Here is a 25,356-nt window from a genome sequence, read left to right on the forward strand (position 1 = left end):
TATCGCGGGAATGACGTTGCCCCTGAGCAGTGAGCCGGGACGTGGATCAGTAGGGCACGATCATCGGCCGCCCGGTTAACGGATCCGGCATGACCAAAGCTTTCAGCCCGAAAGCAGCTTGCAGATTGTCCGGCGTGATGACCTCTTCCGGAGTGCCTTCCGCCACCAATCCATTCCCACCGAAAAGAACAAGATGGTCTGAAAACCGCACGGCCAGATTAAGATCATGGAGCACGGTGACAACGGTCGTTCCATGATCGCGATTACGTTTTTGCAACAGGGAAAGGACTTCCAGCTGATGCGTAAGATCAAGCCAGGTCGTTGGCTCGTCGAGCAGGAGATAAGGCGTGTTCTGTGCCAGCACGAGCGCGATCCATGCCCGTTGGCGCTGACCGCCGGACAATTCGTCGATAGGCCGCTCGGCCAGATCGCTCAGCCCGACCTGTTCCAGTGCCTGCGCGCAGATCGCGGCGTCCTCCTCGCTCCATGGCGCAAGCAGCCCGCGCCAGGGTGTGCGGCCGCGTCTGACAAGATCCGAGACGGTAATACCTTCCGGCGCCTTGGGCGATTGTGGCAGGATGGACAGACGGCGCGCCAGTGTACGTGTATCGATCTTGCCGATATCATCTCCTGAAAGACGCACATGACCGGAAGCCGGAGCAATAAGCCGCGCGAGGGCCTTGAGAAAGGTCGACTTGCCGCAACCGTTGGGTCCGAGGATGGACGTCACCCGCTGATCGGGCACCGCAATCGAAAGCTCACGGATCACCACACGCTCGCGATAACCAAGGGTGAGGGATGTGGTGGTCAGCCCGTTTCCGGTCATAGTTCTCCTGCCTCCACTTCTTTCCAGAGGAGCCACAGCAGATATGGCGCCCCCATTATTCCGGTCATGACGCCGACGGGCAATTGCAGTCCGGGAATTGCCGAACGTGAGATGACCTCCGCAAGAACCGTGATCGTGGCCCCCGCGATGGCTGCAGCCGTTAGGCGCGAAGCCGGATGTCTGACACCGGCAATCCGCATGCCGAGCGGTCCGGCCATCATCGCGACGAATGGCACAGGTCCCGCAACTGCGACGCCGACAGCAGCAAGCAGAACGCCAGTGCAGATGAGCCCGTATCGGGCTCGCTCGACATGCGCACCAAGACCTGCGGCGAGTTCATCGCCAAGCTCAAGAAGCGCCATGGCCCGAACCTGCAATGCGAGCACCACAAAGAGCAGCGCCCCCAGCCCGAATACCTGCAGGACATGACCCCAATTGCGTGCCGTCAGAGAACCGGCGAGCCAACGCTGCGCATCAGCGGCCTCCTGAGGCGGCATCCGAAGCACCAAGAAACTGCTCACCGCCGACGCAAAGAAACCGATGCCGATACCGACCAGGATCAATGTCAGCGGCGACTGCCTGCCACTTCGATGAAACGCCAGTCCAGCCACCAGCAGAGCCGCGACAAGCCCTCCGATTGCAGCAAGGATTGGCAAGGGAATGAGCAGTCCGAAGGCAACACCCGCAACCACGGCACAGCCTGCCCCGGACATGAAGCCCATCACATCCGGGGCTGCCAGTGGATTGCGCAGCAGGATCTGGAAAATCGCTCCCGACGCGCCCAGCACCGCCCCGGCTCCAACGGCTGTCAAGGTGGAGGGACCGCGCAATACTCTCAGCGTCAGCGAACCCGGTCCGGTTCCGGTCATCAACCCGCGCAGAAGCTCGGCCGGTGTTATCATGATCTGTCCGACCATCAGCGACAGAAGAATGGCAACAGCCAGAAGGCCGCCGAGCAGCAACCATCCTCCCACGACCTTTCTCGCGGAACCTTCGCCACTCATGTCAGTGCTCCGGGTCTAAGGCGGCGTACGACAAAGATGAAAACAGGTGCCCCGACGAGTGCGGTCATAATCCCCACGCGAATTTCTGCAGGCGCAACCACGAGCCGACCGGCTGTATCCGCGAGCAGCATCATCGATCCTCCAAGAACCGCAGACACGGCAAGCTCATGACGCAGCACGTGTCGCCCGATACGCCTGGCCAATGGAGGCACGACAAGGCCGACAAAGGCAATTGGCCCGGCTACGGCCACCGCAGCTCCAGTCATCAGCATGATTGCCAAAAGCGCGCAAAGCTGCACGGCGCCCGGCTTGGTTCCAAGACCGCGCGCCAGGGAGGAACCGAGGGCAAGCGCTTCGATGCGTGGTGCGATGATCACGGCTATGGCAGCGCCCAGAACAAGCGCGACGAACATCGCTTCGAGCGGACGGGTATTCGCCTGCGCGAGCGAACCGGTAACCCAGAAGCGAAAAATCTCGAGAGTCTCGTTGCGGGAAAGAATGATCGCCGACACGAGAGAAAGCAGCAGCGCGTTGATCGCGACGCCCGCCAGCGTCAAGCGCACGGGACTGCCTGCGCCGCTTCGAGCGCCACCGACAAGGAATACGGCGACAGAGGCAATCGCGGCTCCCGGAAAGGCGAGGGCTGCCATCATGCCGCTGTCGGCATAACCGGTCAGCAGCGCCCCGACAACGACCGCGAATGCGGCACCGGCATTGACACCGAGCAGGCCGGGATCAGCCAGCGGATTGCGTGTTACGGCCTGCATCACCGTGCCCGCCATTCCGAGACCTGCACCGGCGATAAGACCGGCAACAAGGCGAGGCACACGAACGGAGCGGATCACGGCATGCGTGGGATCGTTGGCGTCGAAAGCAAAAAACGCATTCCAGAGATCGGAAATCCCGGCATCACGAACTCCCACGACCAGCGTCAATGCCATCGCAATGAACAACAGGAGCGCAAGCCCGACAACAGCCTTCAAGGCGCCAGCCCCGCCGCAGTACTTGAGGCAACCGGCGTTTTCGCGTCGCCATCGAGCGCCAGAACTATATCATCCTTCAAGCCATCGAGAGCATAGGGCAAAGAGAGGATGCTGCCGAAGCTCAACGCCGCGGCCATCACTTCACCGGCAAAGACCTCGCGCCCCTCAATATGAGCACGAAGGCTCTTGCGCAGCGGCAGTGCTTGAATATCAGGCACCTTGTCCGTGGTAGACACCCAGATCAGCAGGTCCGCATCAAGCGGCGACAAATCCTCAGGCGACAGGCGTGCATAGAAACCCTGCGTTTCGGAAAGCGACTGGATCTTCTGCGTCGGCTTGAAACCGAGCTCGGCCAGGAATGTCGCGCGGGTATCGGAACCGATGAAGGCTCCGGTCTCTCCACCGAAATTATAGGCGCATACCGCGGTCATTCCACTCCATCCAGGATGCGCGGCACGCACCGTCTGAAATTTCGCTTCAACCTCCGCAATGCGTTGTTCGGCAAGGTCCGTTTTACCTACGGCCTTGCCAACCATCCGGGTCAGTTCATCCCAGGTCGTACCATAAGCTGGCCTGTCCTTTGGCTGCATCAGAACGGGTGCAATCTGCGACAGGACATCATATTCGTCCTTAGATATGCCGGCCCCGACAGCAACGATCAGATCGGGCTGCAGGCTAGCCACCATTTCCATCGAAACTTCGCCGGAAATCAGCTGGGGCTTTGCATCCCCGAGACGGGATTGTGCCCATGGCCATACACCGTAAGGCTGATTGCCGAACCACTGCCGGATGCCGACAGGCACGACATCAAGCGCCAGAAGCGCGTCGTGGACGTTGTATCCCAAGGATACGACACGCTCAGCCGGTTTCGAAAGAACCGTCTCGCCAAAAACATGTTCGAAATGCAATTCCTCGCCGGCGGCATAGGCCGTACGGGCAGAAAGGACGAACGGCGTCACACCGGCGCTCACAGCAACCGCTCCAGATACGCCTGCGGCCATGCGCGTCAAGAATTGACGGCGTTTCATGTCGTTGCCGGCATACAGCTCGCCTTCGCCAGAACCGACCTTTCGCATCGCTCTTCCTATCATCATCTGCCGCGACGTTATCGTTCCCCATGGCGTAAACGCCAAAATCACATCGCAAAAATAAAGGCATCCCTCGACCGCGCCGAGGAATGCCTGAACTTGAGCCAATTTACCAGGTATATTTCAACGTCGCCAAAACCTTGCGGCGATCGCCGTAATAGGCGCTGTAGCTGTAGTTATCGACTTGGCTGATATATTCCCTGTCGAACAGGTTTGTGGCGTTCACCGCCAGCGTCGTGCTTTCCGTCACGTTATATTTGACGGCAGCGTCGAATACGGTGCGCGACGGCAGCGAGATCTGGTTCGACTTTCCGGGGCGACTCAGGGTCGCGTTATCGGCATATGTCTGCCCGATAAATCGTGCACCAAGACCAAAGGTCAGGTCACCCAAAATACCGTTTCCGGGGATCGTATAGTCGGCCCAAAGCGACGCCATGTGCTTTGGAACGAGCGCAGGACGTGTTCCGATGTTTTCTGAAAGAATGTCGTCCTCGATCTCCGCATCCCAGTACGAATATCCTGCCGTAAGGTTGAGACGATCAGTCAGCGCCATCTTGCCTTCTAGCTCGATGCCGCGAACGTTTATCTTGCCCACTTGGTACTGCGCATAAGATGCATCATACTGCGGAACATTCGTCTGTGTGAGGTCGAAGAGTGCCACAGTGAACATCGCATCCATGCCTTCCGGCTGATACTTTGCTCCGATCTCGTACTGGGTGCCTTCCTGCGCCTTGGGTTCACTGACATAAGACGAGCGACTTGCCCCTACAGGAAGGAAGGATTCCTGGTAGCTGGCATAAAGAGACAATTCGTTCGTCGCCTTGTAAGTCAAACCGGCGCGCTTGGTGAACTGCTCATCGACCGATGTGTCGTCTGAAAGAGAAATGTAGGACGGACTATACTGGGTAAAAAGGCTTCGTGAATTGGTCTTCACATGATCATATCGAGCGCCGAGCGTTGCAATCCAGCGATCATCCAGCGTTAATTCCTCTTGGAGATAGACGCTTTTGGCTGCCTGCGAGCCATGATCATCGAAATCACGATAGAAGGCGTCGATAACCGGGTCACGACCACTATAAGCCGGATCAAAAGGATCGATACCTATTGGAGGCTTAGTAGGATCACTTCCGTCATAACGACGTTCTGCAAGTTTGGTTTTCTGATAGCTCACGCCAAGCAGCGTCTTGCTGTCGAACTGGCCAAAGCTCGCATCGTACTGCAACTGATTGTCCACGTCGAAACGTTGAGAATGCCCATAGATAGCAAGGGAATTTCTGTTTCCGACGATGCTTGTCCAATCATCGATACCCGTCGCATAAGGCGCAAAGACACCTTCATAAGTCAGGTCGAGGTCAGTGTAGCGAGCGTTCTGCCTGAACTCGAGACCGTTGCCAAAGTCATGACGGAACTCGTAGCCGATGTTCCGCTCGATCGTATCCATGTTGTCGAAATCGGGTTCGCCCAGATAGGTTTCCGAATCGATCTGGCCGCGCAGGCTGTAGGGAGTACCATGCGACGTGCTGCCATTGCGCTTGTTATAACTCATCAGCAGAGTGAAGTCGGTATCGGCAGATGGGCTGAAGGTGAGCGCCGGCGCAATATAGACGCGGTCATCGTCACTGTATTCGATACCCTGCTTGGCATCCTGCCATTTGGCCGTCAGACGATAAGACCAGACCCCATCCGGATCGATTGGACCACCGAAATCGGTTCCTGTTTCGATATGGTCTTCACCGAATGTCGTATAGACCTCGCCGAACTTGTAGTCCTGCGGCCGCTTGGAAATCGCGTTGACGACACCACCCGGCTGCGACATGCCGAACAGCGTGGAATTCGCGCCCTTGAGAACCTCAAGGCGTTGCAAGCCATAGGGTTCCATCCGGCTGCCGGTGAAGTTGTCGCTACGCACCTGTAGACCGTCCTTGAACGTGCTCTGCCCGGTGGAGTAGAAACCACGGATCAGATAGTGGTCATAACGATTGTCCGAACCGTAGATATCGGTGGAAACACCCGGCGTATAAGACAGCGCTTCATCAAACGTCTTCACGCCGCGCTCATCCATCTCCTTCTGTGTCACCACGGAAACAGCTGCCGCCGAATCGAGGATCGGCGTGTCGGTCTTCGAACTGGTGCGCGAGCTTTTTGCAACGATCGTCGAATCAGGCCCGACCGGCGAACCATCGCCCTGCAGGATAATCGGCTTCAACATCGTGCCGGCATCGGTCTCTTCGGCATTCTGAGCAAAAGCTTGCAGCGGCAGAACAATGGCGCAGCTGGACAAAAGCACGAGAAAACGACCGCGATTGCGGGTCTTTTTTGCGAAAGTATTGAAAACGGTAGAGCCAGACATAAAAGTGCTCCTTCAGCGTATGCGAGCAAAATCAGAGGCTTCGCGGCATCAAACGCAAAGCCAAAAAAATATGAATGATAAAATCAGGAATTATCGGTCACCAGAAAGTGAGTCAATGCGCGAAGACTTACACCGGCAGCGTATCAACAATATCTGCGGCCGATATGCCACAGGCTGATCGATCAGCCTTCGCCGGAAGACACGTCCGGCGTTTTCAGATAGCTGACGACCGCATCCGAAATCATCTGCTTGTGGCGCGCCATCAACCCCTCCTCGGAAAGATCGCGCCTGAAAATCGCGCCGAACGTGTAGCGATTGGAGACACGGAAGAAACAGAAGGCGCTGATCAGCATGTGAACATCGATTGCATCCGTGCGGCGCAGGAAAACACCATCTCGCCCGCCCCTGTCGATGATTTTTTCCAACATCTCGATGATTGATATGTTCAGATCGAGAAGCGTTTCCGACCTGCGCATATGAGCGGCGCAATTGATGTTCTCGCTGCTGACGAGGCGGATGAAATCGGGATGCGCTTCGTCATAGTCAAACGTTTCGGAAATGAGCACGCGCAATGCATCTTCGGCTGAAAGATCATCAAGCCGAAGATCCGCCTCCAGCGTTCTGATCTGTCTGTAGGAACGTTCCAACACAGCGAGGTAGAGATCTTCCTTGCCGCCGAAGTAATAATAGATCATCCGCTTGGACGTGCGCGTCTTCTCGGCGATCGCATCGATGCGGCCACCGGCCAAACCATGTGTCGCGAACTCCTCGGTCGCAGCATCGAGAATGTCCGCTTTCGTTCGTTCGGGATCGTTTTTTCGGCGCTGTTGCGGTCTGGCAGACATGGAAACGAAACTCCGGAGCTCCACCGGCCGGAGCGAATTCATACCCGTCTCGTACTCCGCTTGAAACGGTCATTCAACACTGCCCTCTTGCAAGTCCTGCATCATCTGATCTATCAGGGGCAGAACAGGGGTGCTCCGTATTGCCGGGGTTGAGATTCGGTCGTCATGACCGTGGACCCTTAAGCTGATCTGGATAATGCCAGCGGAGCGAGGTGCAAGATGTTTTCCGGCGCGCAGATTTCCCTTTACCCGATGTCCGACGATTTCGTCGACGTCATTCTCGGCGCTTTGTCGGCGCTTGATCCCTATCGGGATCAGTTGAGGATCGAAACCGACGATATTTCGACGCTTCTTGTCGGCACGCCCGATATCGTCATGGCCGCGATGCGCGATCTCTTCGTTGCCGCCGCAAAATCCGGCAAGCATTGCGTCATGCACGCGACGCTGTCGCGCGGCTGCCCCGGCGAGCCGGACGATCCGATCTGCCATGTTCCCGAGATGACCGGGCCGCTCGCCCCGCTGGATGAGCGCAAGGCGCAGGCATTGACTGCCGTCTCCTCCATTCCGCTTGCAGGACAGTCGACAGCCGCGCAGTTCTCTCTCTACACGCTCGGAATCGGCCAGCACATGGACGAGATCTACGGCTGCATCGATTTCATCAAGTCGTCCGGCGTGTTCGAAAAGTCGAAAAACTTCTGCACGAAACTGCGGGGCGATGCCGCTCCGGTTTTTGCAACCGTGGGAGAGGCCTTCGTTCGTTTCGGGCCACCGCAGGGCCATGTGACGATTGATCTGACTGTTTCAGCCAACAGCCCGAGCGCCATCTAACGCCCTTACGGACAAGCCGATGTCGTCGAGCACTTCGCCCATGCGCGGACGTATGCTCCGCACCCATGCCTTCCGGGCATTGCCGGCTCTCGTTGCCGTAAGCTGCCTGCTGTTCGCATGGGAAATCTATTGCCGCTCTTCCGGCATTTCTGAGACGACCCTGCCCGCACCATCCCAGGTGCTTCTTCAGGCATGGCTCAACCGCGACGCCCTCTGGGCCAATACCGTGCCAACGCTGCGTGCCACCCTGCTGGGCTTCTCGCTATCGCTGGTTCTCGCGTTCCTGCTATCAATGGCGATCGATTTCTCCACCCTAATGCGGCGGGCGCTTTTTCCGATCTTCATCGCCAGCCAGACTTTGCCGCTGGTGGCGATCGCACCGCTGGTCGTGCTGTGGTTCGGTTTCGGCCTTTTGCCGAAAATCCTGCTCGTGGCGCTCGTCACCTTCTTTCCGATGCTGGTCGCCTTGGCCGAAGGGTATGCCGCCACCGAAAAAGAAGTCGAAGACCTACTTGCCTCGATGGGTGCATCCCGCTGGAAGCGCTTCCTGCTTGCCCGCCTGCCCTCGGCGCTCCCTTACTTTTTCGCCGGATTGCGCATCTCGATCACCTATGCCGTCGTCGCGGCCATCTTTGCGGAATATGCCGGAGCGGCCAGAGGGCTCGGCATCTACATGCTCAATGCGAAGAACAATTTCCGGCCGGACCTCGTGCTCGCCGCCGTGCTGGTCAGTTCGCTTCTGACACTGCTTCTGTTCAGCGCCACCTGGGCCGTGCAGCGGCTGGCCGCACCGTGGATCGACAGTGGAGCGGGGCGACGCCCATGACCGAACCGCTGCTCCGCCTCGACAAGGTTTCGCTGGGCTACGGTGATATCGATGTGCTGCGGGATATCTCGCTGGATGTCATGCCCGGCGAATTCGTCTCGATCCTCGGACCTTCGGGGGCGGGAAAATCGACCACCTTCAAGCTTCTCACCGGCGCGGCAAATGCCGATAGCGGCGAGATTCGCCTTGCCGGCAAACAGCTTCTGCCGACCGATCGACCATTCGCCTTCATGCCGCAACGCGATGCACTGATGCCCTGGCGGCGGATCATCGACAACACGACGCTTGGCCTGGAAGTGCAGGGAATGCCGAGGAAAGAAGCCCGAAAGCGTGTCGCGCCGCTGTTTGAGGAATTCGGCCTCGGCGGCTTCGAGCAGCATTACCCGCAAGCGCTCTCCGGCGGCATGCGCCAGCGCGCGGCACTGCTACGCACCGTCGTTCAGGAAAGGCCGGTCCTGCTGCTCGATGAGCCGTTCGGGGCGCTGGATGCGCTCACCCGCAATCAGATGCAGATCTGGCTCGAAGCCATGTGGCTCAGACATCGCTGGACGATCATCCTGATTACCCATGATGTACGGGAGGCCGTGATGCTTTCCGACAGGATCCACCTGCTGTCGCCGCGCCCCGCACGCGTTGAGCAGACGATCGCGGTTCCCCTGCCGCGTGCACGCTTCAGCCACCCCACGGCCCGTGCCGAGGCTGCAGCCATAGAAACCTCGATACTCGATTTTCTCCTCTCTCCTCAGATCCGGGAACCGGAAGGATTGTTGCCATGAGCCAATTATTGCTGAGCCGACGCGCCACGCTCGCGACACTCGCCGCCCTCGCGGTGCCGGCGTTGCCCGCCCGGTCCCAGGCCGCGTCAAAGGTTACGGTCGCCCTCGACTGGACCCCGAACACCAATCACATCGGCCTTTTCATCGCCCGCGATAAAGGCTTCTACAAGGACGAGGGTATCAACGTCGAAATCCTTCCCTACACGGACACCTCGGCCGGAACGCTGGTTGCAAATCACGTGGCCGACTTCGGCATTCTCGGCTCGATCGCCCTTCTTACCCAACGCACGGCGGGTGCCGATCTCGTCGGCGCCTATGCCATCGTGCAGACCGAAACGGGCCGCCTGGTGTTCAAGGGAGGCCGTTCCGACATCACCCGCCCGAAGGATCTCGATGGCAAGACCTATGGCGGTTTCGGCTCCGCCTGGGAAAATGCGCTGATATCCTCGATCATCCGCCATGACGGTGGCAAAGGGGAATTCGAGACGATCACGCTCGGCACCTCCGCCTATCAAGCCCTGGAAAACGGCGCCGTCGATTTCACCCTGGAAGTCTCTACCTGGGAAGGCGTGAAGGCCGAGCTGGAGGGACTGAAGCAAGGGGCGTTCCGCTATGCCGATTTCGGCGTGCCGGATGAGCACACGACCCTGATCGGCTCCAGCCGCAAATTTCTGGATGGCAATCCCAAGCAGGCTGCAGCCTTCCTTCAGGCGACCCGCAAGGGCTATCAGTTCGCCATCGAAAACCCGGATGAGGCAACGGACCTGCTGATTTCAGCCAACAAGGATGCATTGACCGATCGCGCCCTGATCCGCGCGTCGCTCAAGGCGCTGATCGACGGCAAATATCTGGAAAGCGCCGAGGGCGTGATCGGCACGATCGATCCTTCGAAATTCGAAGCGATCGGCGCTTACGCCTATCAGGCCGGCATCCTTAAGGCCGCCGGCGGCAAGCCTCTCGAAGCGAAACCGGATTTTAAGGGCTATTACGCCAACGACTTTCTGAAATGACACCGAAGTGTCGAGGGTGCCGGCTGACCGGCGCCCTTGATCCACGCCATTGGCCGCCAGCCTTCCGGCAGGCCGGATATGGCATCAGATGATGCCCCAGGCACGAAACCGTCCTCGTCCCGTCAACTCTCTCAGATGCAATTCCGAAGCGATCTTCAGCGCGCCCTGCGGCGTCACCGAAAGCGACTTGGCAATCATGCCCGAAGACACCATCGGCCGGGATAAAACGAGGTCGACAAGTTGCGGCAGTTTCGATGACTGACGTCGTCCGGCGATCCGGTGTTGCATCTGCTGCTGCGCCAGCACAAGGCGGTCATGTTCCTTCAAGCCTGTCAGGCTGGCTTCGGTGATCGCCTCGAGAAAGGCCAGAATACGAACCTCCTGCCTGGGACTTGTCCTCAGTTCTCGCCCGACCTGTTTCAGTCCCAGATTGAAAGCCGCCAGATGCGCCGTTGTGACACCCTCCTTTCGTAGAAGCGATGCGGCCAGCAACCGACCCAGCCATGGAGCGTGTTGAAGCACTTGCAGTCGGTTCCACGCATCCAGCAAAAGCACAGCCCTGAGGACCGGCGGCAGGTTCACGCTCGCATCAACCACATCCTGCCATTCGGCAAGCCGCTCATCCTCGTCCCAATCCGGCTCATAAAGAAATGCGGCCCGTTCCTTCGGGTAAGTCGGCTCGGATGGCCTCATGACCTGCAAAAGTGCGGCCTCGCTTCGAGCGACGACTGCGTCGATCTCCGCCAGATAGTGCGCCAGCGGATCCTCTTCATCCCGCAGCTCGGCGGATTTGGTTTCGAGCGGGCTCTCGGTCGGAATGGCAGGCTGAAGCTCTGCCGCCTTTCCCCGCAATTGGCTGAGCCCTTCCCGGCTCAGAGCCCAACCGGGCTCGTTTTCGATAATGCGCCGCCTGGTGCGCAGGATATCGTAGGCTATCGTCAGCTCATGCGTCGGTGCGCGAATGCCCATCGCCGCATCGTGCAACACCAGATCTTCCAGATGTACAAGTTCGCCATCGATCCAGAGCGACGCGACCGAATCGACGAAATGCGAACGTTCGATCCAACCTTGCCCTACCGTCGATCGAAAGACACGTTCATCAAGACGCGTGATCGCGGCAGTCGCCCGGCAGACCGGCTCCATCAGCCGATGCAACGGCAGATCTGCGAAATTGTAGCGCATGCTATTTACCGATCCCAGAATCGTTACGATCATCATAGCGAATGAAGCGTGCTGTAAGAACAATCCTGTCGGCAAACCGGATGCCGGCTGTCTCGCCCGGCCCACACCCGGCTCTTTCACCACTCAGTGATTGAATTGTAACATCGGCCTAACGTGATAGACGTGCGGTTATCAAGGCGTTATCACCTCCATAACCCATGTCACACGAACCGCAATTGCGGAACGCTCCGAAGGAGGAATACCATGGATATGTCGTCTCCCCGTCTGACCGAGCTTGCCCATGGCGGCGGTTGCGGCTGCAAGCTTGCGCCCGCCGTCCTGCAGAAATTGCTGGCAGGCCAGCCGGCCGCGCAGCCGTTTGCACAGCTTCTGGTCGGAAACGAGATGTCCGACGACGCCGCCGTCTGGCAGATCGACGACAATACATGCGTGATCGCCACCACAGACTTCTTCATGCCGATGGTGGACGACCCCTACGATTTCGGCCGCATCGCCGCCACCAACGCCATTTCCGATGTCTATGCCATGGGCGGAAAGCCGATCATAGCGCTTGCGATCCTAGGTATGCCGATCAACAAGCTGGAGCCGGAGAAGATCTCGAAAATCCTCGAAGGCGGTGCCTCGATCTGCGCGGAAGCGGGCATCCCGGTTGCCGGTGGTCATTCCATCGACAGCGTGGAGCCGATCTACGGTCTCGCCGTGATCGGCATCTGTCACCCCAGCCAGGTGCGGCGCAATGGCGGAGCAAAGGCCGGAGACAAGCTCATCCTCACCAAGGGCATCGGCATTGGTATCTATTCCTCTGCTATCAAGAAGAATGCTTTGCCGAAAAAAGCTTATGACGAGATGATCGCCTCGACGACACTGCTCAACAAGGTCGGCACAACGCTTGCCGCCGATATTGACGTTCACGCCATCACCGACGTTACCGGCTTTGGCATTCTCGGCCACGGCCTGGAAATGGCCCGCGCCTCCGGCTTGACCCTGAGGCTCAACCTTGCCGACATCCCGTTTCTGACGAAGGCCGAGGAACTTGCGCAACAGGGCTTCATTACCGGGGCGTCCGTCCGCAACTGGGCGAGCTATGGCGATGCGATTACGCTGCCGGAAAATATGCCGGAATGGCAGAGGATGTTGCTAGCCGATCCGCAGACGTCTGGCGGCCTGCTGGTCGCCGTCGCGGCCGACAAGGCGGATGCGCTGGCAAATCAGGCGCGGGATGCGGGTTATCCCCTCGCAACCATTGTCGGCACGGTAGAAGACGGTGCAGCCGGCATCGTCGTCAACCGCTGATCGACTTCGTCTGATCCGGTCATCCAACCGGATTATCCAGGGGAACTCGCCTTTGTGCACATGCGTTGTGGGCAAAGGAAGGAGTTCCCATGATGCCCGTTTTTCGCGCCAGATTTCTCGCTTCACTCGCCGCCTCCGCCTTGGGGATGGCAACTGTTCCGGCGACAGCCCAAACACCAAATAGCGGCTCTCCGCCTTCCGCCCAAAGCCTTGAAGGCAAGGGCAACTGCAATTCAGCCAATAAGGCAGAAGCGGCAACTGCGCCGGATCGCCGGAGTGCTGATGGGACCGCGCCCGGAAATATAGGTTCGACCGGCTGGACCGGCGGTACAGGCGGCGCCCACATGGGAACCAATCCCCAAGGCGCGCTGCCCGAATCCAGAACATGGCAGCCACCAACTGCGCGCGGTCTTGATCTCGCCATGGCAGTACCCAGCGAGCAGCCCGCGGTTGGTGCTGCAGAGGTCAGACAGGGTTGCTGATTTCTGAGGGAACCGCTCAAAAAAGCTTGAAAACTACAATTCCTGTTTCGCCGACTGCTGCAAAGGCGTAAGTCCAAGCGACATTATATCGCAATTTGCGCCGCGCATTGTACGTACTGAAACCGTTATGGGTCAGCGTGATGCGCAGTCGACAGGAGTTAGACCCAGTATGTTGAACCGTCGCCGTTTTCTCAGCCAGGCCGCAACAGCCTCTCTTGCCGCCGCTTTCGTTTCCCGCGGCGTCAGCCCGGTTTTCGCTGCCGACAAAGCGGCTGATACCGCCGCATGGCGCACATTCGAGGTAACAACCAAGGTAGACCTCACGGACACGACAGGCCCGGCAAAGCTGTGGCTGCCTGTTGCCCAGTCGGCTGGCGAATACCAGAAGGCATCTGCGCCGCACTGGACGTCCGATTCGAAGCAGATCGCAATCAAGAAGGATCCCATATCAGGCGCTGATATTCTTTCTGTCGAGTGGCAGGCTGACGGAAAACGAAGCATCGAATTCACCCAGACGGTCCAGACACGCAATCGCATCGCCGACGGTGTTGCGGTATCACAGGCAGAACTTGATGCCGCTCTCGTCGCCACGCCGAGCGCGCCGATCGACGGCATCGTCAAGGATACGGCGATGAAGATCGTCGGCGCCCGTGAGAAAGACGAGGACAAGGCCCGCGCCATCTATGACTGGGTTGTCGAGAACACCTTCCGCGACGCCAATGTCGCCGGCTGCGGCGTCGGTAATGTGAAAGACATGCTGGAAAGCGGTTATTTCGGCGGTAAGTGCGCCGACATCAACAGCCTGTACACGGCGCTTGCCCGTGCCGCTGGCCTTCCTGCCCGTGACGTCTTTGGTGTTCGCGTGGCGACATCGGAACAATTCAAGGCACTCGGCCGCGCCGGCGACATTACCGGTGCACAGCACTGTCGCGCCGAAGTCTATCTTGAAGGCCAGGGCTGGGTTCCGGTCGACCCGGCAGATGTCCGAAAGGTTGTGCTGGAGGAGAAATTGCCACTCGACAACGATGCCGTCCAGGCTTTCCGCCAGAAGGCTTTCGGGAACTGGGAAATGAACTGGATTGGTTACAACACAGCCCGTGACATCACCCTGCCTGGCAACGAAATCCGCCAGAATTTCTTCATGTATCCCGCAGCCTTCACATCGCGTGGCGAAGTGGATTGCCTGAGCCCGAAGACATTCGCCTATTCGATTTCCTCCAAGGAAATCACGGGCTGATACTGGTCGTTTGATCCCATAAAAAGCCGCCTTTGCGGGTGGCTTTTTATGGGAGGGGTATGCTGCGATCAGTGCGGTTTGATTTCCTCAATCATCAGCCGAAGCCCATCTTCATTGAAAAACTCGCCATCGCGGATCAACGAACGGTCCTCTTCCAGCTTACGCACCAGTGAAGCCAGACGCGCCTTGGCCTCCCGATCTTCGACAAGCCCCTCACGGCCGGCACGGTAGAACACGGCGCCCGACCAGTTGACACCGGCGCCCTTAAAAAGATTCGTCATATCGGGCCAGCGCAACTCGTCGCCCACCACATGCAGATAAGCGGAGCGCAGCAGTTCCACCTTGGTTTCCGTGATCGAGACCAGAATGAAGAGCATGGTGAAAGAGCCGGTCTCGGCATAGGTGTCGATCACCCAGTCGTCGAAATCGCTATCGACGGGAGGACTACTCATGACTTTCTCCTGATGGCGGAAGAGAATGGGAGTCGAACCCACCCAAGACAGCCTCGCTGCCCCACCCGGATTTGAAGTCCGGACGCCCCACCGGGGACGATTCTCTTCCATTTTCGGCATCAGGACCGGACAGGCCGAACAGGTCGAGCCGATGCGGGTTGATACGGCGAAGATCACCTCGCCGCAAGGTTACACCATGGCGATCGAAAAACTCGAGGATTTCGATCGCGACCTTTCTACCGTTGTTGACCCGGTCCCGGAAGGATCCGGCAACGAATTCCCCATGTTCCGCCACGGCCGCCAGCTCGCGCACGATCCGCACCATCTCCGCCGTAGTTTCGCGGGTGAAGAAGTGGTCGTGGCGGATCTGGTCTACACGACCAAGCCGAGCACAAAGTTTCAGCACACGCCGTATCTCGCGCTCTTCGACGCCGATCAGTTCGACAAGATCGCGCACGCGCGGCGGGCGGAAACGGTTTTCACCGGTTAGATACGGCAGAATTTCGGAATAGAGTGCTTCTTCCTCCTCCCCCAACTGCGCCACATGGGTGGGCAAGCGTAGAAACGCGCCCTCAAGCACGATATTGCCGATCGCGGCTTCGGCACGCATGACGGCGAGAAAAGCAGGTGCTGGAAGGCGCGGCGTCATAGCCATGCGCAGCCGCTCGCGGCCTTGGCCCTGCAACTCCGGGTTTTCTGCGTGGAAGGTCGTCAACAGTTCGATCAGTTGCGTGGAAAAGGCCCCGCGATGGGCGGCCGACATGGCGTAACCGACACCTCCAGCTTCGACCAACACGATACCGGCTGCGTCCGTCACGGTCGTCAATTGCGGTGGTGCCATCGCACGGTCGCGGGCAAATGCGTCGAGATCGACCAGATAGGGCGCGGTATCCAGCAATGCGGCAAGCTGTTCGGCTGCAGTGGGCCTGCTCGCGGCCGCCAACTGTTCTAGCCGCTCAGGCGTGCGCCGTTTTCTGGCGGGCGGCCTCAGGTCGATGAGAGATCCACCACCTATGGTGCGTTGAGCCGAGACATCGCGCAGGATGAAACGATCTCCAACCGCTGCTGCAATCGCACGATCGAGCACAAGCTGCACGCGAGCGGTCGTGCCCGGCGCCACCGGCCCTTCGAGCGGCACTATGCGCACTCCGGTCTCGACGCTTTCATGATGAAAACGCGCCGAAAACCACTGGCCGATCGCCTTGGGCTCGTTCGCCAGCACCGAGAGCTCGGCATCGATCCGGTCAGTCGGAGCGTGCAGGAGAGGGTCGACCACCATGTCGCCGCGATGGATTGCATCCTTGGCGATCGCCTCACCGGCGAGATTGAGCGCGCAGCGTTGTCCGGCAAACCCGCGCTCGACCTTCTGGTTTTGCGCGTGGATGGAGCGGATACGGGCCGACAGGCCCGAAGGCGAGACGGTAACCGCATCGCCGATCGCAACCGAACCGGAAAGAACCGTGCCAGTGACGACGGTGCCGGCACCCGAAAGCGTGAAAGAACGATCGATGGCAAGACGGAAGCGGCCGTCAATCGCAGTCTCGACAGTTGCCCGCTCGGCCTCGGCAAGGATCGACTTAAGCTCCTCGATACCTTGGCCCGTCAGCGCAGAGACCGGCAGGATATCGATACCGCTCAGGCGCGTGGGGGCAAGCAGGGCCTGGATCTCATTGGAAACCGTGGCGGTCCGCTCTTCATCCGCCAGATCAGCCTTGGTCAGCGCAACGATACCACGGTCGATACCGAGCAGGTCCAGAATGGCGAGATGTTCTCGGGTCTGCGGCATGATCCCGTCATCGGCCGCCACCACCAACAGCGCGTAGTCAATTCCACCTGCACCCGCCAGCATGGTGTGGATGAAACGCTCATGGCCGGGCACGTCGATAAAACCGGTGACGACATCGCCTGAAAACTTGGCATAGGCAAAACCAAGATCAATGGTGATGCCGCGCGCCTTTTCTTCCTTCAGCCGGTCGGCGTCGGTACCGGTCAGCGCCTTAACAAGCGCCGTCTTGCCGTGATCGATATGGCCTGCGGTTCCGATGATCATGACTTGCCTCGCGCAGCGATCATCTCCGAGAGCGGCAGTTTCGCGCAGCGTCCGGCTTCCGTCGTCTCCGCCAACGTGAGGTTTTCGCGAGCCGCGTTCAGAAACGGCTGGGCCAGAGCGCTGCCGCCATCCATAGCACGAAGCAGCCATGCAAGTGCCGCAACGCGGTCGGCCGGCATTCCTGCACCCATATGGTAGGCAGCTCCCAGCATGGCCTGCGCATCCGCATCATCACCCGCGGCTCCCTTGCGCCACCAGTAGACGGCCTGTGCCGGATCACGGTCGACACCGAGCGCATTGTGGTAGAGCATGCCGAGGCGGGTCATAGAGGCCGCGATGCCGGCTTCGGCTGCCTGTTCGGCCCATGACTTTGCCTCTGCAGGATCGGACGGGATGATCTCACCTTCGAGCAGAAGCCAGCTCAGCATATCCTGAGCCGGGGCATCTCCCTGTTCCGCGGCAAGGCGATAAAGCTTTGCTGCCCTTGCCGGATCCGCATCAGACCCGATTGCGTCGGAACCCTGCATGTAAAAGGCCGCGCAGTTACGCTGGCCAACAGGATCGCCGGCTTCAGCTGACAATGTCAGCCATTTCAGCGCCAGCGGCCGGTCGGATGCCACACCGAGACCTTCGGCAAAACAGGCCCCGATATTGTTCTGGGCACGGGCATTGCCCGCACGAGCGAGCGGCTCCCAAAGCGCCAACGCCGTTTCGTAATCGCCGGCATTGGCCGCAGCCAGAGCACGCTCCATCTCGACAGAAACCGTATCAGCCGCAGTTTCCGCCTCCTTGCCGCGCAGCCGGTCAAGCCAGCGCATGACCGGTCCCCTCGGAAAGGCTCGCGATGAAGGAATTTTCATCGGTAAGGCAACGCAGATCCAGCACCATGGCGCCATCCTGCAACCGTCCAAGGATCGGCCGCGGCAACGAGCGGAACAGTGATGCCAGTGCTTCCAGCGCACTGCCTGATGCGGCAGTGATCCGCAACCCGGCACTCGGGACAGTATCGACCGGCAGCGCCCCGGAGCCGATCTGGCTCGAGCACGGACAGATCTCGACACCGTAACCTTGTCGCTGCAGCAGCGATGTGACTTGTGGCAACAGACGCTCCGCCTGCGCCCGGATTTCCGGCTGCTTGCGTGACAGCATGCGCAGCGTCGGCAGGCGTTCGCCCAGTCGGTCCGGATCACGATAGAGTTTCAGCGTTGCGGCAAGCGCTGCGATGCGGATCTTGTCGACCCGCAGTGCCCGCTTCAGCGGGTTGCGGTTGATTTCGGCGATCAGATGTTTGCGGCCGACGATGAAACCCGCCTGCGGCCCGCCAAGCAGCTTGTCGCCGGAAAACGTCACGAGATCGGCGCCTTCCACTATAGCCTCGCGCACGGTCGGCTCCTTGGCGAGCCCGTAGCGAGAAAGATCGACCAGCGTGCCGGATCCAAGATCGTTCAGCAGCGCGAGCCCCAGATCCCTGGCAATCCTCGCAAGCTCGGCACCCTCGACCTCCGCCGTAAACCCTTCGATCCGGTAGTTGGAAGTGTGAACCTTGAGGATCAGCGCAGTCTCAGGCCCGACCGCCTTGATATAGTCGCGCGCATGCGTGCGGTTGGTCGTGCCGACTTCTACTAGCTCAACGCCAGCGCGCTCCATGATGTCGGGCATTCGGAATGCGCCGCCGATCTCGATCAGCTCACCGCGTGAAACGATCGCCTGACGCCCGGCACCGATCGCATTGAGCGAAATCAGCACGGCCGCCGCGTTGTTGTTGACGATCGTCGCATCCTCGGCGCCGGTCAGTTCACAGAGCAGTTCGCGCAGATGGCTGTCACGTTCGCCACGCCTGCCGGTATCAAGATCGAATTCGAGCGCCGCGGCATCGCGCATTGCATCGATGGCCGCCGCAATCGCCTCTTCTGCAAGCAGCGCTCGTCCGAGATTGGTATGCAGTACCGTCCCTGTGAGGTTGAACAGCGGCCGCAGATTGGACTTTTCCAGATACCCGAGGCGGCTGATGAGCGAGGCGAGCACACCCGCCTCATCGGGAACCTCGGCGCCGGCCTTCACCGCTTCCCGGATATCGACAAGCACGCCCCTCAACTCGTCGGTCACCACGACGCGGCCATGGCGCTCGATCAGAGGCGCAATTGAAGGCAGGTTCATCATCCGGTCGACGGATGGCAGATGGCGAAGATCGGCTAATCCCGGCATCGGCTCAGTATCCGATCAGGAAGGGATTGAAGCCCGCACGGCGATAATCGGTTTCCTTCATCAAAAGGTCGAGGCCGAGGCTTGAAACATCGTCGGCAATCACTTCCAGCGTCGGGTTCTTGTTCTGATAGAGGATCTTGCTCCAGCTGTTACAGCTATCGCAGGTTTCGGCCTTGATCACGGCGTCCTCGCCACCATCGATTTCAACCGCGCGATAGCCAACACCCTTGGTCGAGCCGCAGGCGAGGCATTTCACCCGAACTTCGTTCCACATCGTCGCGCAGCAGGAGCAGCAGGCGTAACGCGCTCCTTCCGCCCCCTGCACTCCGATCACCATGGATCCGGCCGGTTTTCCGCCACAGGATGGGCAGACACCGACGGATACCGGCACCAGCGCCTTGCCATCAAGCGTGGCGGCAAGGCGTGCCGCATGAACCTGCGTCGCGGCGGCGACATAGAGGTGATGCGCAAGGCTTTCCACCGGCAGGCTGTCAGTGATCACGTTCTCTGCCATCCAGGCAAGCGTATCGTCATCGGCGGAACGAACCGCTTTCAGCGCTTCCGCCGCAGCTGCCGGCATTTCCAGAGCCTGCGCACGATCGAGGAAAAGCCTCACGGTCTTGCGATAATCGTCCGACAGGATCATCGCTGAACGATCGATCGGCGGCATGGCACCTTCGCGAGCACGCGCAACTTGCCCGGTTTCGATCGGCTCTAAAGGCGCCAGCTCGGAAACGAGATCGGCCTGAATGCGCGCGATACCGGCAAGAAATTTGAGATAAGGAGCGAGATTGCTGGTTTCGGCCAACACCTCGAAGCGTGTAGCCCGTTCCTTGAACAAGCGGGCCGGGTGCGGCATCAGGGCAAAAGGCGCCTTGGAAATGCCCCCGATCATAGATGGATCGGGATGTAGGGATGATACGGACATTCTACCTCGCGGGGCCGACCGGCCACAGCTTCCTGTCGCGCATTGTTTCGAAGGCAGACAGCCTCGGAAGAACAGATGCGTCGTTGAAACCTAAAGGGGCGTCGCACGCATGGGCGCGCAACGCCCTTCCTTGTTATTCTGCCGGATCGATCCTGCCGCGTCCAGCCATGTCCTTGAACCACTTGCGATGGTGGCGCCAGGCCCAGCCGCCGGTCACAGTTCCGCGCGTCATGGCGCTGATCGTGCCGCGTGTCCAGATCGCCGCATAGACATGCAGGATGAAGACCAGGATAATGGCAACGGCGGCAAGTGAGTGGACCAGGAGTGCCACACGCTGGGTCGGTATGCTGGTCAGCAAACCAAAATACTGTTCCCAAGCCATGATGCCGGTGGCAATCAGCACGATAATGAGCGCCGCCATGCCCCAGAAAATGAACTTCTGGCCGGCATTGTATTTGCCGAGTTCCGGCAAGCGCTCTTCATGTCCGCCGATCACGTCGCCGATCTGCGAGGCCCATTTCACGTCATCCCGGTTGGGCAGGTTCAGCTTCCACAACTGCGCGAACAGGATGAAGAAGGAGAAGAACAGCACGATGCCGATCCACGGGTGGATCCAGCGCGTCATCTGCCCACCGCCGAAGAGTTCGGTCAGGAAAAATAGCGACGGGTGGAACATGGCAAGGCCGGACAACAGCAGCAGGATCAGGCTGATCGCAGTGACCCAGTGATTGATGCGTTTGCCGACGCCGTAGCGAACGACTTCGACCGGCGGGCCACGTCGGATCGTGTCTTCGGCACCCGCCTTGGCAGCTGCGACGTTGGCAGAGGTGTTATCCGCTAGACTGCTCATCAGGCGTCCTCCTCACGCTTGTCGGCGTGATCAACAGCTTCCTGCGCTTCCTGTTCCTCGTGTTTCGACACGCGGTTGGTCTTGGCGAACAGGCCATGCAGGATCGTGCCTGCCGCAGCAAGCCCCATCACTGCGAGACCGGCATATTTGGTCGCACCCTTCCACGTCTGCACGACGGCGGAAATGGCAGGGTTGTCCGGCAGGTCCGCATAGATATGTGGCTTGTCGTTATGGTGCAGCACATACATGACGTGCGTGCCGCCGACGCCCGGTGGGTCGTATAGACCGGCATTGGCATAACCGCGCGACTTCAGATCTGCGATGCGGCCTTCCGCATGTTTCTTCATGTCTTCCTTGGTGCCAAAGACGATCGCCTGTGTGGGACAGGCCTTGGCGCAGGCCGGGCCCTGGCCCACGGCAACGCGGTCGGAACAGAGCGTGCATTTGTAAGCCCGGTGATCCGTCTTCGAGATGCGGGGAATGTTGAAGGGACAACCCTTCACACAATAACCGCAGCCGATGCAGTTCTCATGCACGAAGTCGACGATGCCGTTCGAATACTGCACGATCGCGCCCGGCGACGGGCAGGCCTTCAGACAGCCCGGATCGGCACAGTGCATGCAGCCGTCCTTGCGGATCAGCCATTCCAGATTGTCGGTCTCCGGGTTCACCCATTCGGTAAACCGCATGAGCGTGAACATGTCGGCGGAAAGATCGTGCGGGTTCGTGTAGACCCCGACGTTTTCGCCGATAGCCGGATTGGTGTCGTTCCACTCCACGCATGCCGATTGGCAGGCCTTGCAGCCGATGCATTTTGAAACGTCAATGAGCTTTGCGACGGGAGTGAGCTGCCGCTCAGGTTGCGGCAGCTCGGATGTGGCAGAGCGACGGATGAGGTCGCGCTGCGTGAGGTTAGTTTCCATCGGTTGCACCGGCGGATTGCTGACGGCGGTGCGTGGGCTGTCCATGGTATTGGCCATCAGACGCTTGCCTCCTTGTCCTTGGGTGCGGTCGAAGGTTCGATATTCACGAGGAACGCCTTCGATTCCGGAGTTTCGATATTGGCGTCACCGACAAAGGCGGCGAGCGAATTCGGGCCAAAACCTTTCTTCGCCGAACCGGTAAAGCCCCAGTGCAGCGGAATACCGACGATATGCACCGGCTTTCCGTCGCAGATGAGCGGCCGGATGCGCTTCGTCACCACGGCCTTGGCCTTGATCGAACCACGTTTGGACCATACCCGGACCCAGCCGCCATGCTCGATTTTCTTTTCCGCAGCCAGCTCTTCCGAGATTTCCACGAAGAATTCCGGCTGAAGCGCCGAGTTCACCCGGTTGTGCTTCGTCCAGTAGTGGAAATGTTCGGTCAGACGGTAGGAGGTCGCCGCATAGGGGAACTCCGCCGACGTACCGAGCTGTTCGGCGTCCGACTTGAACACGCGGGCAACCGGGTTGCCGCGCATCTTGCGATTGAAGACGTTTTCGACCGGGCTTTCGAACGGCTCCATGTGAGCAGGGAACGGACCGTCACGCATCATGCCGCGAGCGAACAGACGCGAAACACCTTCCTGGTTCATGATGAAGGGGCCGACATCCTGCGGTTTCGCCGTCGGCGAAATGTCGGGAACGTCATAACCAGTCCACTTGGAACCATCCCATTCGAGCAGCTTGCGGGTCGGATCCCAAGGCTTGCCATTGATGTCCGCAGACGCCCTGTTATAGAGCGTGCGGCGGTTCAAAGGCCAGGCGAAGGTCCAGCCCAGATAGGCGCCGGTATCGTCCGGATCGTGGTTGTCACGACGACCCATATTATTGCCCTGCTCGTTCCAGCAGCCGGAATAGATCCAGCAGCCGGCCATGGTCGAGCCGTCGTCGCGAAGCTGCGAGAAGTTGACCACCTGCTTGCCGCTCGCAACCAGAACCTTGTTCGGATCGGTCGGGTCCATGAGATCGCTCAGCGCGCGGCCGTTGATCTCCTTCGCCAGCTCTTCCGCCGTCGGTTCGTTCTCGTCCTCGTAAGCCCACGACAGGTTGAGGATCGGATCGGGGAACGCGCCGCCTTCCTTGCGATACAATTCCCGCATGCGCAGGAACAGCTGGGCGATGATCCAGCTGTCATGCTTGGCTTCACCCGGAGGCGAGCTTGCCTGCCAGTGCCACTGCAGCCAACGGCCCGAATTGGTGAGCGATCCGTCTTCCTCGGCAAAACAGGTCGACGGCAGCTGGAACACTTCGGTGTTGATGGATGCGGTGTCCACGTCGTTGAAGTCGCCGTGGTTTTCCCAGAACCGCGAGGTCTCGGTTTCCAGCGGGTCCATGGTGACCATGAACTTCAGCTTCGACAGAGAAGACGTGATCTTGGCCCGGTTGGGAAAGGCGAGGATCGGGTTGAAACCCTGGCAGATATAGCCGTTGACCTTGCCGCTGTTCATCAGTTCGAACATGCGAAGGACATCGTATGCCGGAACGTCGAGTTTCGGTATGTAGTTGAACGCCCAGCCATTTTCGGCCGTCGCAGCGTCGCCCCACATGGCTTTCTGGAACGAGACCATGAACTTCTTGTAGTTCTGCCAGTAGCTGGTCTGACCCGGACGAAGCGGCTTGAACTGTCGCGTCGACATGTAGGTCTCGAAGTCGGTGTCCTTCTCAGTCGGCATCGTCAGATAACCGGTGAGGAGATGGGACATCAGGCCGAGGTCCGTCAGACCCTGGATATTCGAGTGGCCACGAAGCGCGTTCATGCCGCCACCGCGTACACCGATATTGCCAAGGATCAGCTGCAGCATCGCCATGGCGCGGATGTTCTGCGAACCCTTGGAATGCTGGGTCCAGCCTAGCGCATACATCGACGTCATTGTCTTGGTCGGTGTAGAGCATTCCGAGATCATCTCGGCAACCTTCAGGAATTTCTCCTTCGGCGTGCCACAGACCTGTTCGACCAGTTCTGGCGTGTAAGGGGCGAGATGCTCCTTCAAGAGGTTCCAGACGCAACGGGGATGCTCAAGCGTCGGGTCGGTCACGGCAAAGCCGTCATCGCCCATGACATAATCCCAGGTGGATTTGTCGTAGTCGCGCTTTTCTTCGTCATAGCCGGTAAACAGGCCATCCTTGTAGCCGAAACCGTCTTTCACGATGAACGAGGCGTTGGTGAACGCCTTCATGTATTCCCACTGCACCTTGCCGTTATCGATGCAATATTTCATCACACCATTGAGGAAGGCGATGTCGGAACCCTGGCGGATCGGCGCATAATAATCCGATACGGAGGCCGTACGGGTATAGCGCGGGTCAACGACGATCAGCTTGGCGCCGCGATGGGCCTTTGCTTCCGTCACCCATTTGAATCCACAGGGATGTGCTTCCGCCGCGTTGCCGCCCATGACGACGACGAGGTCGGTATTCTTGATGTCGGTCCAAGCATTCGTCATTGAACCACGGCCAAAAGTTGGGCCCAAACTGGACACCGTGGGGCCGTGTCAGACGCGTGCCTGATTATCGAAACCGACTATACCTATGGACTTGGCGAACTTGAAAGTTGCCCAAGCCGTTTCGTTGGAGGTGGCCGACGCCGCGAGCATGCCCGTCGTCGTCCAGCGATTGACATCCAGTCCCTTCTCGTTCTTGGCGAGAAAGTTGGCGTCGCGGTCGTCCTTCATCAGCCGCGCGATGCGGTCGAGAGCCTCGTCCCAGGACATGCGTTCGAACTTGTCCGAACCGGGCTTGCGATGCATCGGGTAGAGGAGGCGAGTCGGGGACTTCACAAAGTCCTTTAGCGCCGCCCCCTTGGGACAGAGGGTCCCGCGATTGGTGGGGTGGTCGACATCGCCTTCGATGTGCATAACTTCCGCATTGTCACCCTTGCGCACATCACCCTTGGAATAGATGATGATGCCGCAAGCGACGGAACAGTAAGGACAGGTCTGGCGGGTTTCCGTGGTTGTGGCCAGTTTGAATGGCCGCACATGAGCGATTTCGGCAGCTTCAGCTTCGCTAAAACCCAACGCGCCCATGGAAGTCGCCGCAACCCCTGCCCCGGTGAGCTTCAAAAAGCTGCGCCTCGAGAGGTCCATATTCATTGTGAACTTTTCTCCATTCTAATAGAACGAACCAGGTGCGACATTATGCCGGAGCCACCTCATGTC

Annotated in this window: 20 protein-coding genes, 1 tRNA gene and 1 pseudogene; 6 read left to right on the plus strand and 16 right to left on the minus strand. The window is 59.3% G+C overall.

Going from position 1 to position 25,356, the window contains the following annotated elements:
• Positions 1–46: 46 nt before the first annotated feature.
• The 6 genes from GGE33_RS17520 to GGE33_RS17545 all read right to left on the minus strand — a co-directional run bounded on the left by GGE33_RS17520 (position 47) and on the right by GGE33_RS17545 (position 7,096).
• Entirely contained in the window at positions 47–826 is a 780-nt protein-coding gene (locus tag GGE33_RS17520; RefSeq protein WP_183825834.1) for an ABC transporter ATP-binding protein, read from the minus strand.
• Positions 823–1,830 carry a FecCD family ABC transporter permease gene (locus tag GGE33_RS17525; RefSeq protein ID WP_183825837.1) on the minus strand — a complete coding sequence of 336 codons (1,008 nt, stop codon included), beginning with the start codon at positions 1,828–1,830 and terminating at the stop codon, positions 823–825. Before GGE33_RS17525 ends, GGE33_RS17520 begins: the two co-directional genes overlap by 4 nt.
• Positions 1,827–2,813: a FecCD family ABC transporter permease gene (locus tag GGE33_RS17530; RefSeq protein WP_183825840.1), complete on the minus strand. Its 987-nt coding sequence runs from the start codon at positions 2,811–2,813 to the stop codon at positions 1,827–1,829. Before GGE33_RS17530 ends, GGE33_RS17525 begins: the two co-directional genes overlap by 4 nt.
• The gene (locus tag GGE33_RS17535; RefSeq protein ID WP_210303763.1) at positions 2,810–3,889 is read right to left on the minus strand and encodes an iron-siderophore ABC transporter substrate-binding protein; all 1,080 of its coding nucleotides are present in this window, start codon (positions 3,887–3,889) and stop codon (positions 2,810–2,812) included. The genes GGE33_RS17530 and GGE33_RS17535 overlap by 4 nt, the downstream gene beginning before the upstream one ends.
• Before the next feature lie 121 nt (positions 3,890–4,010).
• Positions 4,011–6,251, minus strand: coding sequence for a TonB-dependent siderophore receptor (locus GGE33_RS17540; RefSeq protein WP_183825843.1), 2,241 nt, complete (start codon positions 6,249–6,251; stop codon positions 4,011–4,013).
• Between the two features lie 182 nt (positions 6,252–6,433).
• On the minus strand, positions 6,434–7,096 hold the full coding sequence (locus tag GGE33_RS17545) for a TetR/AcrR family transcriptional regulator (protein ID WP_183825846.1): 663 nt from the start codon (positions 7,094–7,096) through the stop codon (positions 6,434–6,436).
• Between the two features lie 219 nt (positions 7,097–7,315).
• Here GGE33_RS17545 and GGE33_RS17550 point away from each other — a divergent pair, with 219 nt between their 5' ends.
• Genes GGE33_RS17550 through GGE33_RS17565 form a run of 4 tightly spaced genes read left to right on the plus strand, consistent with a single transcriptional unit; the run spans position 7,316 to position 10,536 of the window.
• Positions 7,316–7,924 (plus strand): YkoF family thiamine/hydroxymethylpyrimidine-binding protein, encoded by a 609-nt coding sequence (locus GGE33_RS17550; protein ID WP_183825849.1) that lies wholly within the window; start codon positions 7,316–7,318, stop codon positions 7,922–7,924.
• 19 nt (positions 7,925–7,943) lie between these two features.
• The gene (locus GGE33_RS17555) at positions 7,944–8,750 is read left to right on the plus strand and encodes an ABC transporter permease (RefSeq protein WP_183825852.1); all 807 of its coding nucleotides are present in this window, start codon (positions 7,944–7,946) and stop codon (positions 8,748–8,750) included.
• Complete coding sequence (locus tag GGE33_RS17560) at positions 8,747–9,526, plus strand: ABC transporter ATP-binding protein (protein ID WP_183825855.1); 780 nt, start codon at positions 8,747–8,749, stop codon at positions 9,524–9,526. Before GGE33_RS17555 ends, GGE33_RS17560 begins: the two co-directional genes overlap by 4 nt.
• Positions 9,523–10,536, plus strand: a complete 1,014-nt coding sequence (locus GGE33_RS17565; RefSeq protein ID WP_183825859.1) for an ABC transporter substrate-binding protein — start codon at positions 9,523–9,525, stop codon at positions 10,534–10,536. Before GGE33_RS17560 ends, GGE33_RS17565 begins: the two co-directional genes overlap by 4 nt.
• 84 nt (positions 10,537–10,620) lie before the next feature.
• On the opposite strand, the gene GGE33_RS17570 is transcribed toward GGE33_RS17565, so the two are convergent.
• Positions 10,621–11,718 carry an RHE_PE00001 family protein gene (locus GGE33_RS17570; protein WP_183825862.1) on the minus strand — a complete coding sequence of 366 codons (1,098 nt, stop codon included), beginning with the start codon at positions 11,716–11,718 and terminating at the stop codon, positions 10,621–10,623.
• Positions 11,719–11,961: 243 nt separating this feature from the next.
• On the opposite strand from GGE33_RS17570, the gene selD reads away from it, so the two are divergent.
• On the plus strand, positions 11,962–13,011 hold the full coding sequence (gene selD / locus GGE33_RS17575) for a selenide, water dikinase SelD (RefSeq protein WP_183825865.1): 1,050 nt from the start codon (positions 11,962–11,964) through the stop codon (positions 13,009–13,011).
• Positions 13,012–13,662: 651 nt separating this feature from the next.
• Positions 13,663–14,730 (plus strand): transglutaminase-like domain-containing protein, encoded by a 1,068-nt coding sequence (locus GGE33_RS17580; RefSeq protein ID WP_183825868.1) that lies wholly within the window; start codon positions 13,663–13,665, stop codon positions 14,728–14,730.
• Positions 14,731–14,798: 68 nt separating this feature from the next.
• On the opposite strand, the gene GGE33_RS17585 is transcribed toward GGE33_RS17580, so the two are convergent.
• The 9 genes and pseudogenes from GGE33_RS17585 to fdnG all read right to left on the minus strand — a co-directional run bounded on the left by GGE33_RS17585 (position 14,799) and on the right by fdnG (position 25,290).
• Positions 14,799–15,182: a hypothetical protein gene (locus GGE33_RS17585; RefSeq protein WP_183825871.1), complete on the minus strand. Its 384-nt coding sequence runs from the start codon at positions 15,180–15,182 to the stop codon at positions 14,799–14,801.
• Between the two features lie 13 nt (positions 15,183–15,195).
• Positions 15,196–15,291: transfer RNA gene (locus GGE33_RS17590), tRNA-Sec, on the minus strand.
• A gap of 27 nt (positions 15,292–15,318) precedes the next feature.
• Positions 15,319–17,232, minus strand: a pseudogene (gene selB / locus GGE33_RS17595) (selenocysteine-specific translation elongation factor); the annotation flags it as partial.
• Positions 17,229–18,050: a tetratricopeptide repeat protein gene (locus GGE33_RS17600; RefSeq protein WP_183825875.1), complete on the minus strand. Its 822-nt coding sequence runs from the start codon at positions 18,048–18,050 to the stop codon at positions 17,229–17,231. The gene GGE33_RS17600 and the pseudogene selB, both read right to left, overlap by 4 nt.
• The gene (selA, locus tag GGE33_RS17605) at positions 18,037–19,437 is read right to left on the minus strand and encodes an L-seryl-tRNA(Sec) selenium transferase (protein ID WP_183825878.1); all 1,401 of its coding nucleotides are present in this window, start codon (positions 19,435–19,437) and stop codon (positions 18,037–18,039) included. The genes GGE33_RS17600 and selA overlap by 14 nt, the downstream gene beginning before the upstream one ends.
• 4 nt (positions 19,438–19,441) lie before the next feature.
• Positions 19,442–20,365: a formate dehydrogenase accessory protein FdhE gene (fdhE, locus tag GGE33_RS17610; protein ID WP_183825881.1), complete on the minus strand. Its 924-nt coding sequence runs from the start codon at positions 20,363–20,365 to the stop codon at positions 19,442–19,444.
• Between the two features lie 133 nt (positions 20,366–20,498).
• Positions 20,499–21,215, minus strand: a complete 717-nt coding sequence (locus tag GGE33_RS17615) for a formate dehydrogenase subunit gamma (RefSeq protein WP_183825884.1) — start codon at positions 21,213–21,215, stop codon at positions 20,499–20,501.
• Entirely contained in the window at positions 21,215–22,195 is a 981-nt protein-coding gene (gene fdxH, locus GGE33_RS17620; protein WP_394353669.1) for a formate dehydrogenase subunit beta, read from the minus strand. Before fdxH ends, GGE33_RS17615 begins: the two co-directional genes overlap by 1 nt.
• Positions 22,195–25,290, minus strand: coding sequence for a formate dehydrogenase-N subunit alpha (fdnG, locus tag GGE33_RS17625; protein ID WP_183825887.1), 3,096 nt, complete (start codon positions 25,288–25,290; stop codon positions 22,195–22,197). Before fdnG ends, fdxH begins: the two co-directional genes overlap by 1 nt.
• Positions 25,291–25,356 lie beyond the last annotated feature (66 nt).

The sequence above is a fragment of the Aliirhizobium cellulosilyticum genome (assembly GCF_014198105.1).
GTDB classification, from domain to species: Bacteria; Pseudomonadota; Alphaproteobacteria; order Rhizobiales; family Rhizobiaceae; genus Neorhizobium; species Neorhizobium cellulosilyticum.

Coding starts and splice junctions, on each gene's coding strand:
- GGE33_RS17520 (WP_183825834.1), bottom strand. CDS start 826: ATGACCGGAAACGGGCTGACCACCACATCCCTCACCCTTGGTTATCGC.
- GGE33_RS17525 (WP_183825837.1), bottom strand. CDS start 1,830: ATGAGTGGCGAAGGTTCCGCGAGAAAGGTCGTGGGAGGATGGTTGCTG.
- GGE33_RS17535 (WP_210303763.1), bottom strand. CDS start 3,889: ATGCGAAAGGTCGGTTCTGGCGAAGGCGAGCTGTATGCCGGCAACGAC.
- GGE33_RS17540 (WP_183825843.1), bottom strand. CDS start 6,251: ATGTCTGGCTCTACCGTTTTCAATACTTTCGCAAAAAAGACCCGCAAT.
- GGE33_RS17545 (WP_183825846.1), bottom strand. CDS start 7,096: ATGTCTGCCAGACCGCAACAGCGCCGAAAAAACGATCCCGAACGAACG.
- GGE33_RS17550 (WP_183825849.1), top strand. CDS start 7,316: ATGTTTTCCGGCGCGCAGATTTCCCTTTACCCGATGTCCGACGATTTC.
- GGE33_RS17555 (WP_183825852.1), top strand. CDS start 7,944: ATGTCGTCGAGCACTTCGCCCATGCGCGGACGTATGCTCCGCACCCAT.
- GGE33_RS17560 (WP_183825855.1), top strand. CDS start 8,747: ATGACCGAACCGCTGCTCCGCCTCGACAAGGTTTCGCTGGGCTACGGT.
- GGE33_RS17565 (WP_183825859.1), top strand. CDS start 9,523: ATGAGCCAATTATTGCTGAGCCGACGCGCCACGCTCGCGACACTCGCC.
- GGE33_RS17570 (WP_183825862.1), bottom strand. CDS start 11,718: ATGCGCTACAATTTCGCAGATCTGCCGTTGCATCGGCTGATGGAGCCG.
- selD (WP_183825865.1), top strand. CDS start 11,962: ATGGATATGTCGTCTCCCCGTCTGACCGAGCTTGCCCATGGCGGCGGT.
- GGE33_RS17580 (WP_183825868.1), top strand. CDS start 13,663: ATGTTGAACCGTCGCCGTTTTCTCAGCCAGGCCGCAACAGCCTCTCTT.
- GGE33_RS17585 (WP_183825871.1), bottom strand. CDS start 15,182: ATGAGTAGTCCTCCCGTCGATAGCGATTTCGACGACTGGGTGATCGAC.
- GGE33_RS17600 (WP_183825875.1), bottom strand. CDS start 18,050: ATGCGCTGGCTTGACCGGCTGCGCGGCAAGGAGGCGGAAACTGCGGCT.
- selA (WP_183825878.1), bottom strand. CDS start 19,437: ATGCCGGGATTAGCCGATCTTCGCCATCTGCCATCCGTCGACCGGATG.
- fdhE (WP_183825881.1), bottom strand. CDS start 20,365: ATGTCCGTATCATCCCTACATCCCGATCCATCTATGATCGGGGGCATT.
- GGE33_RS17615 (WP_183825884.1), bottom strand. CDS start 21,215: ATGAGCAGTCTAGCGGATAACACCTCTGCCAACGTCGCAGCTGCCAAG.
- fdxH (WP_394353669.1), bottom strand. CDS start 22,195: ATGGCCAATACCATGGACAGCCCACGCACCGCCGTCAGCAATCCGCCG.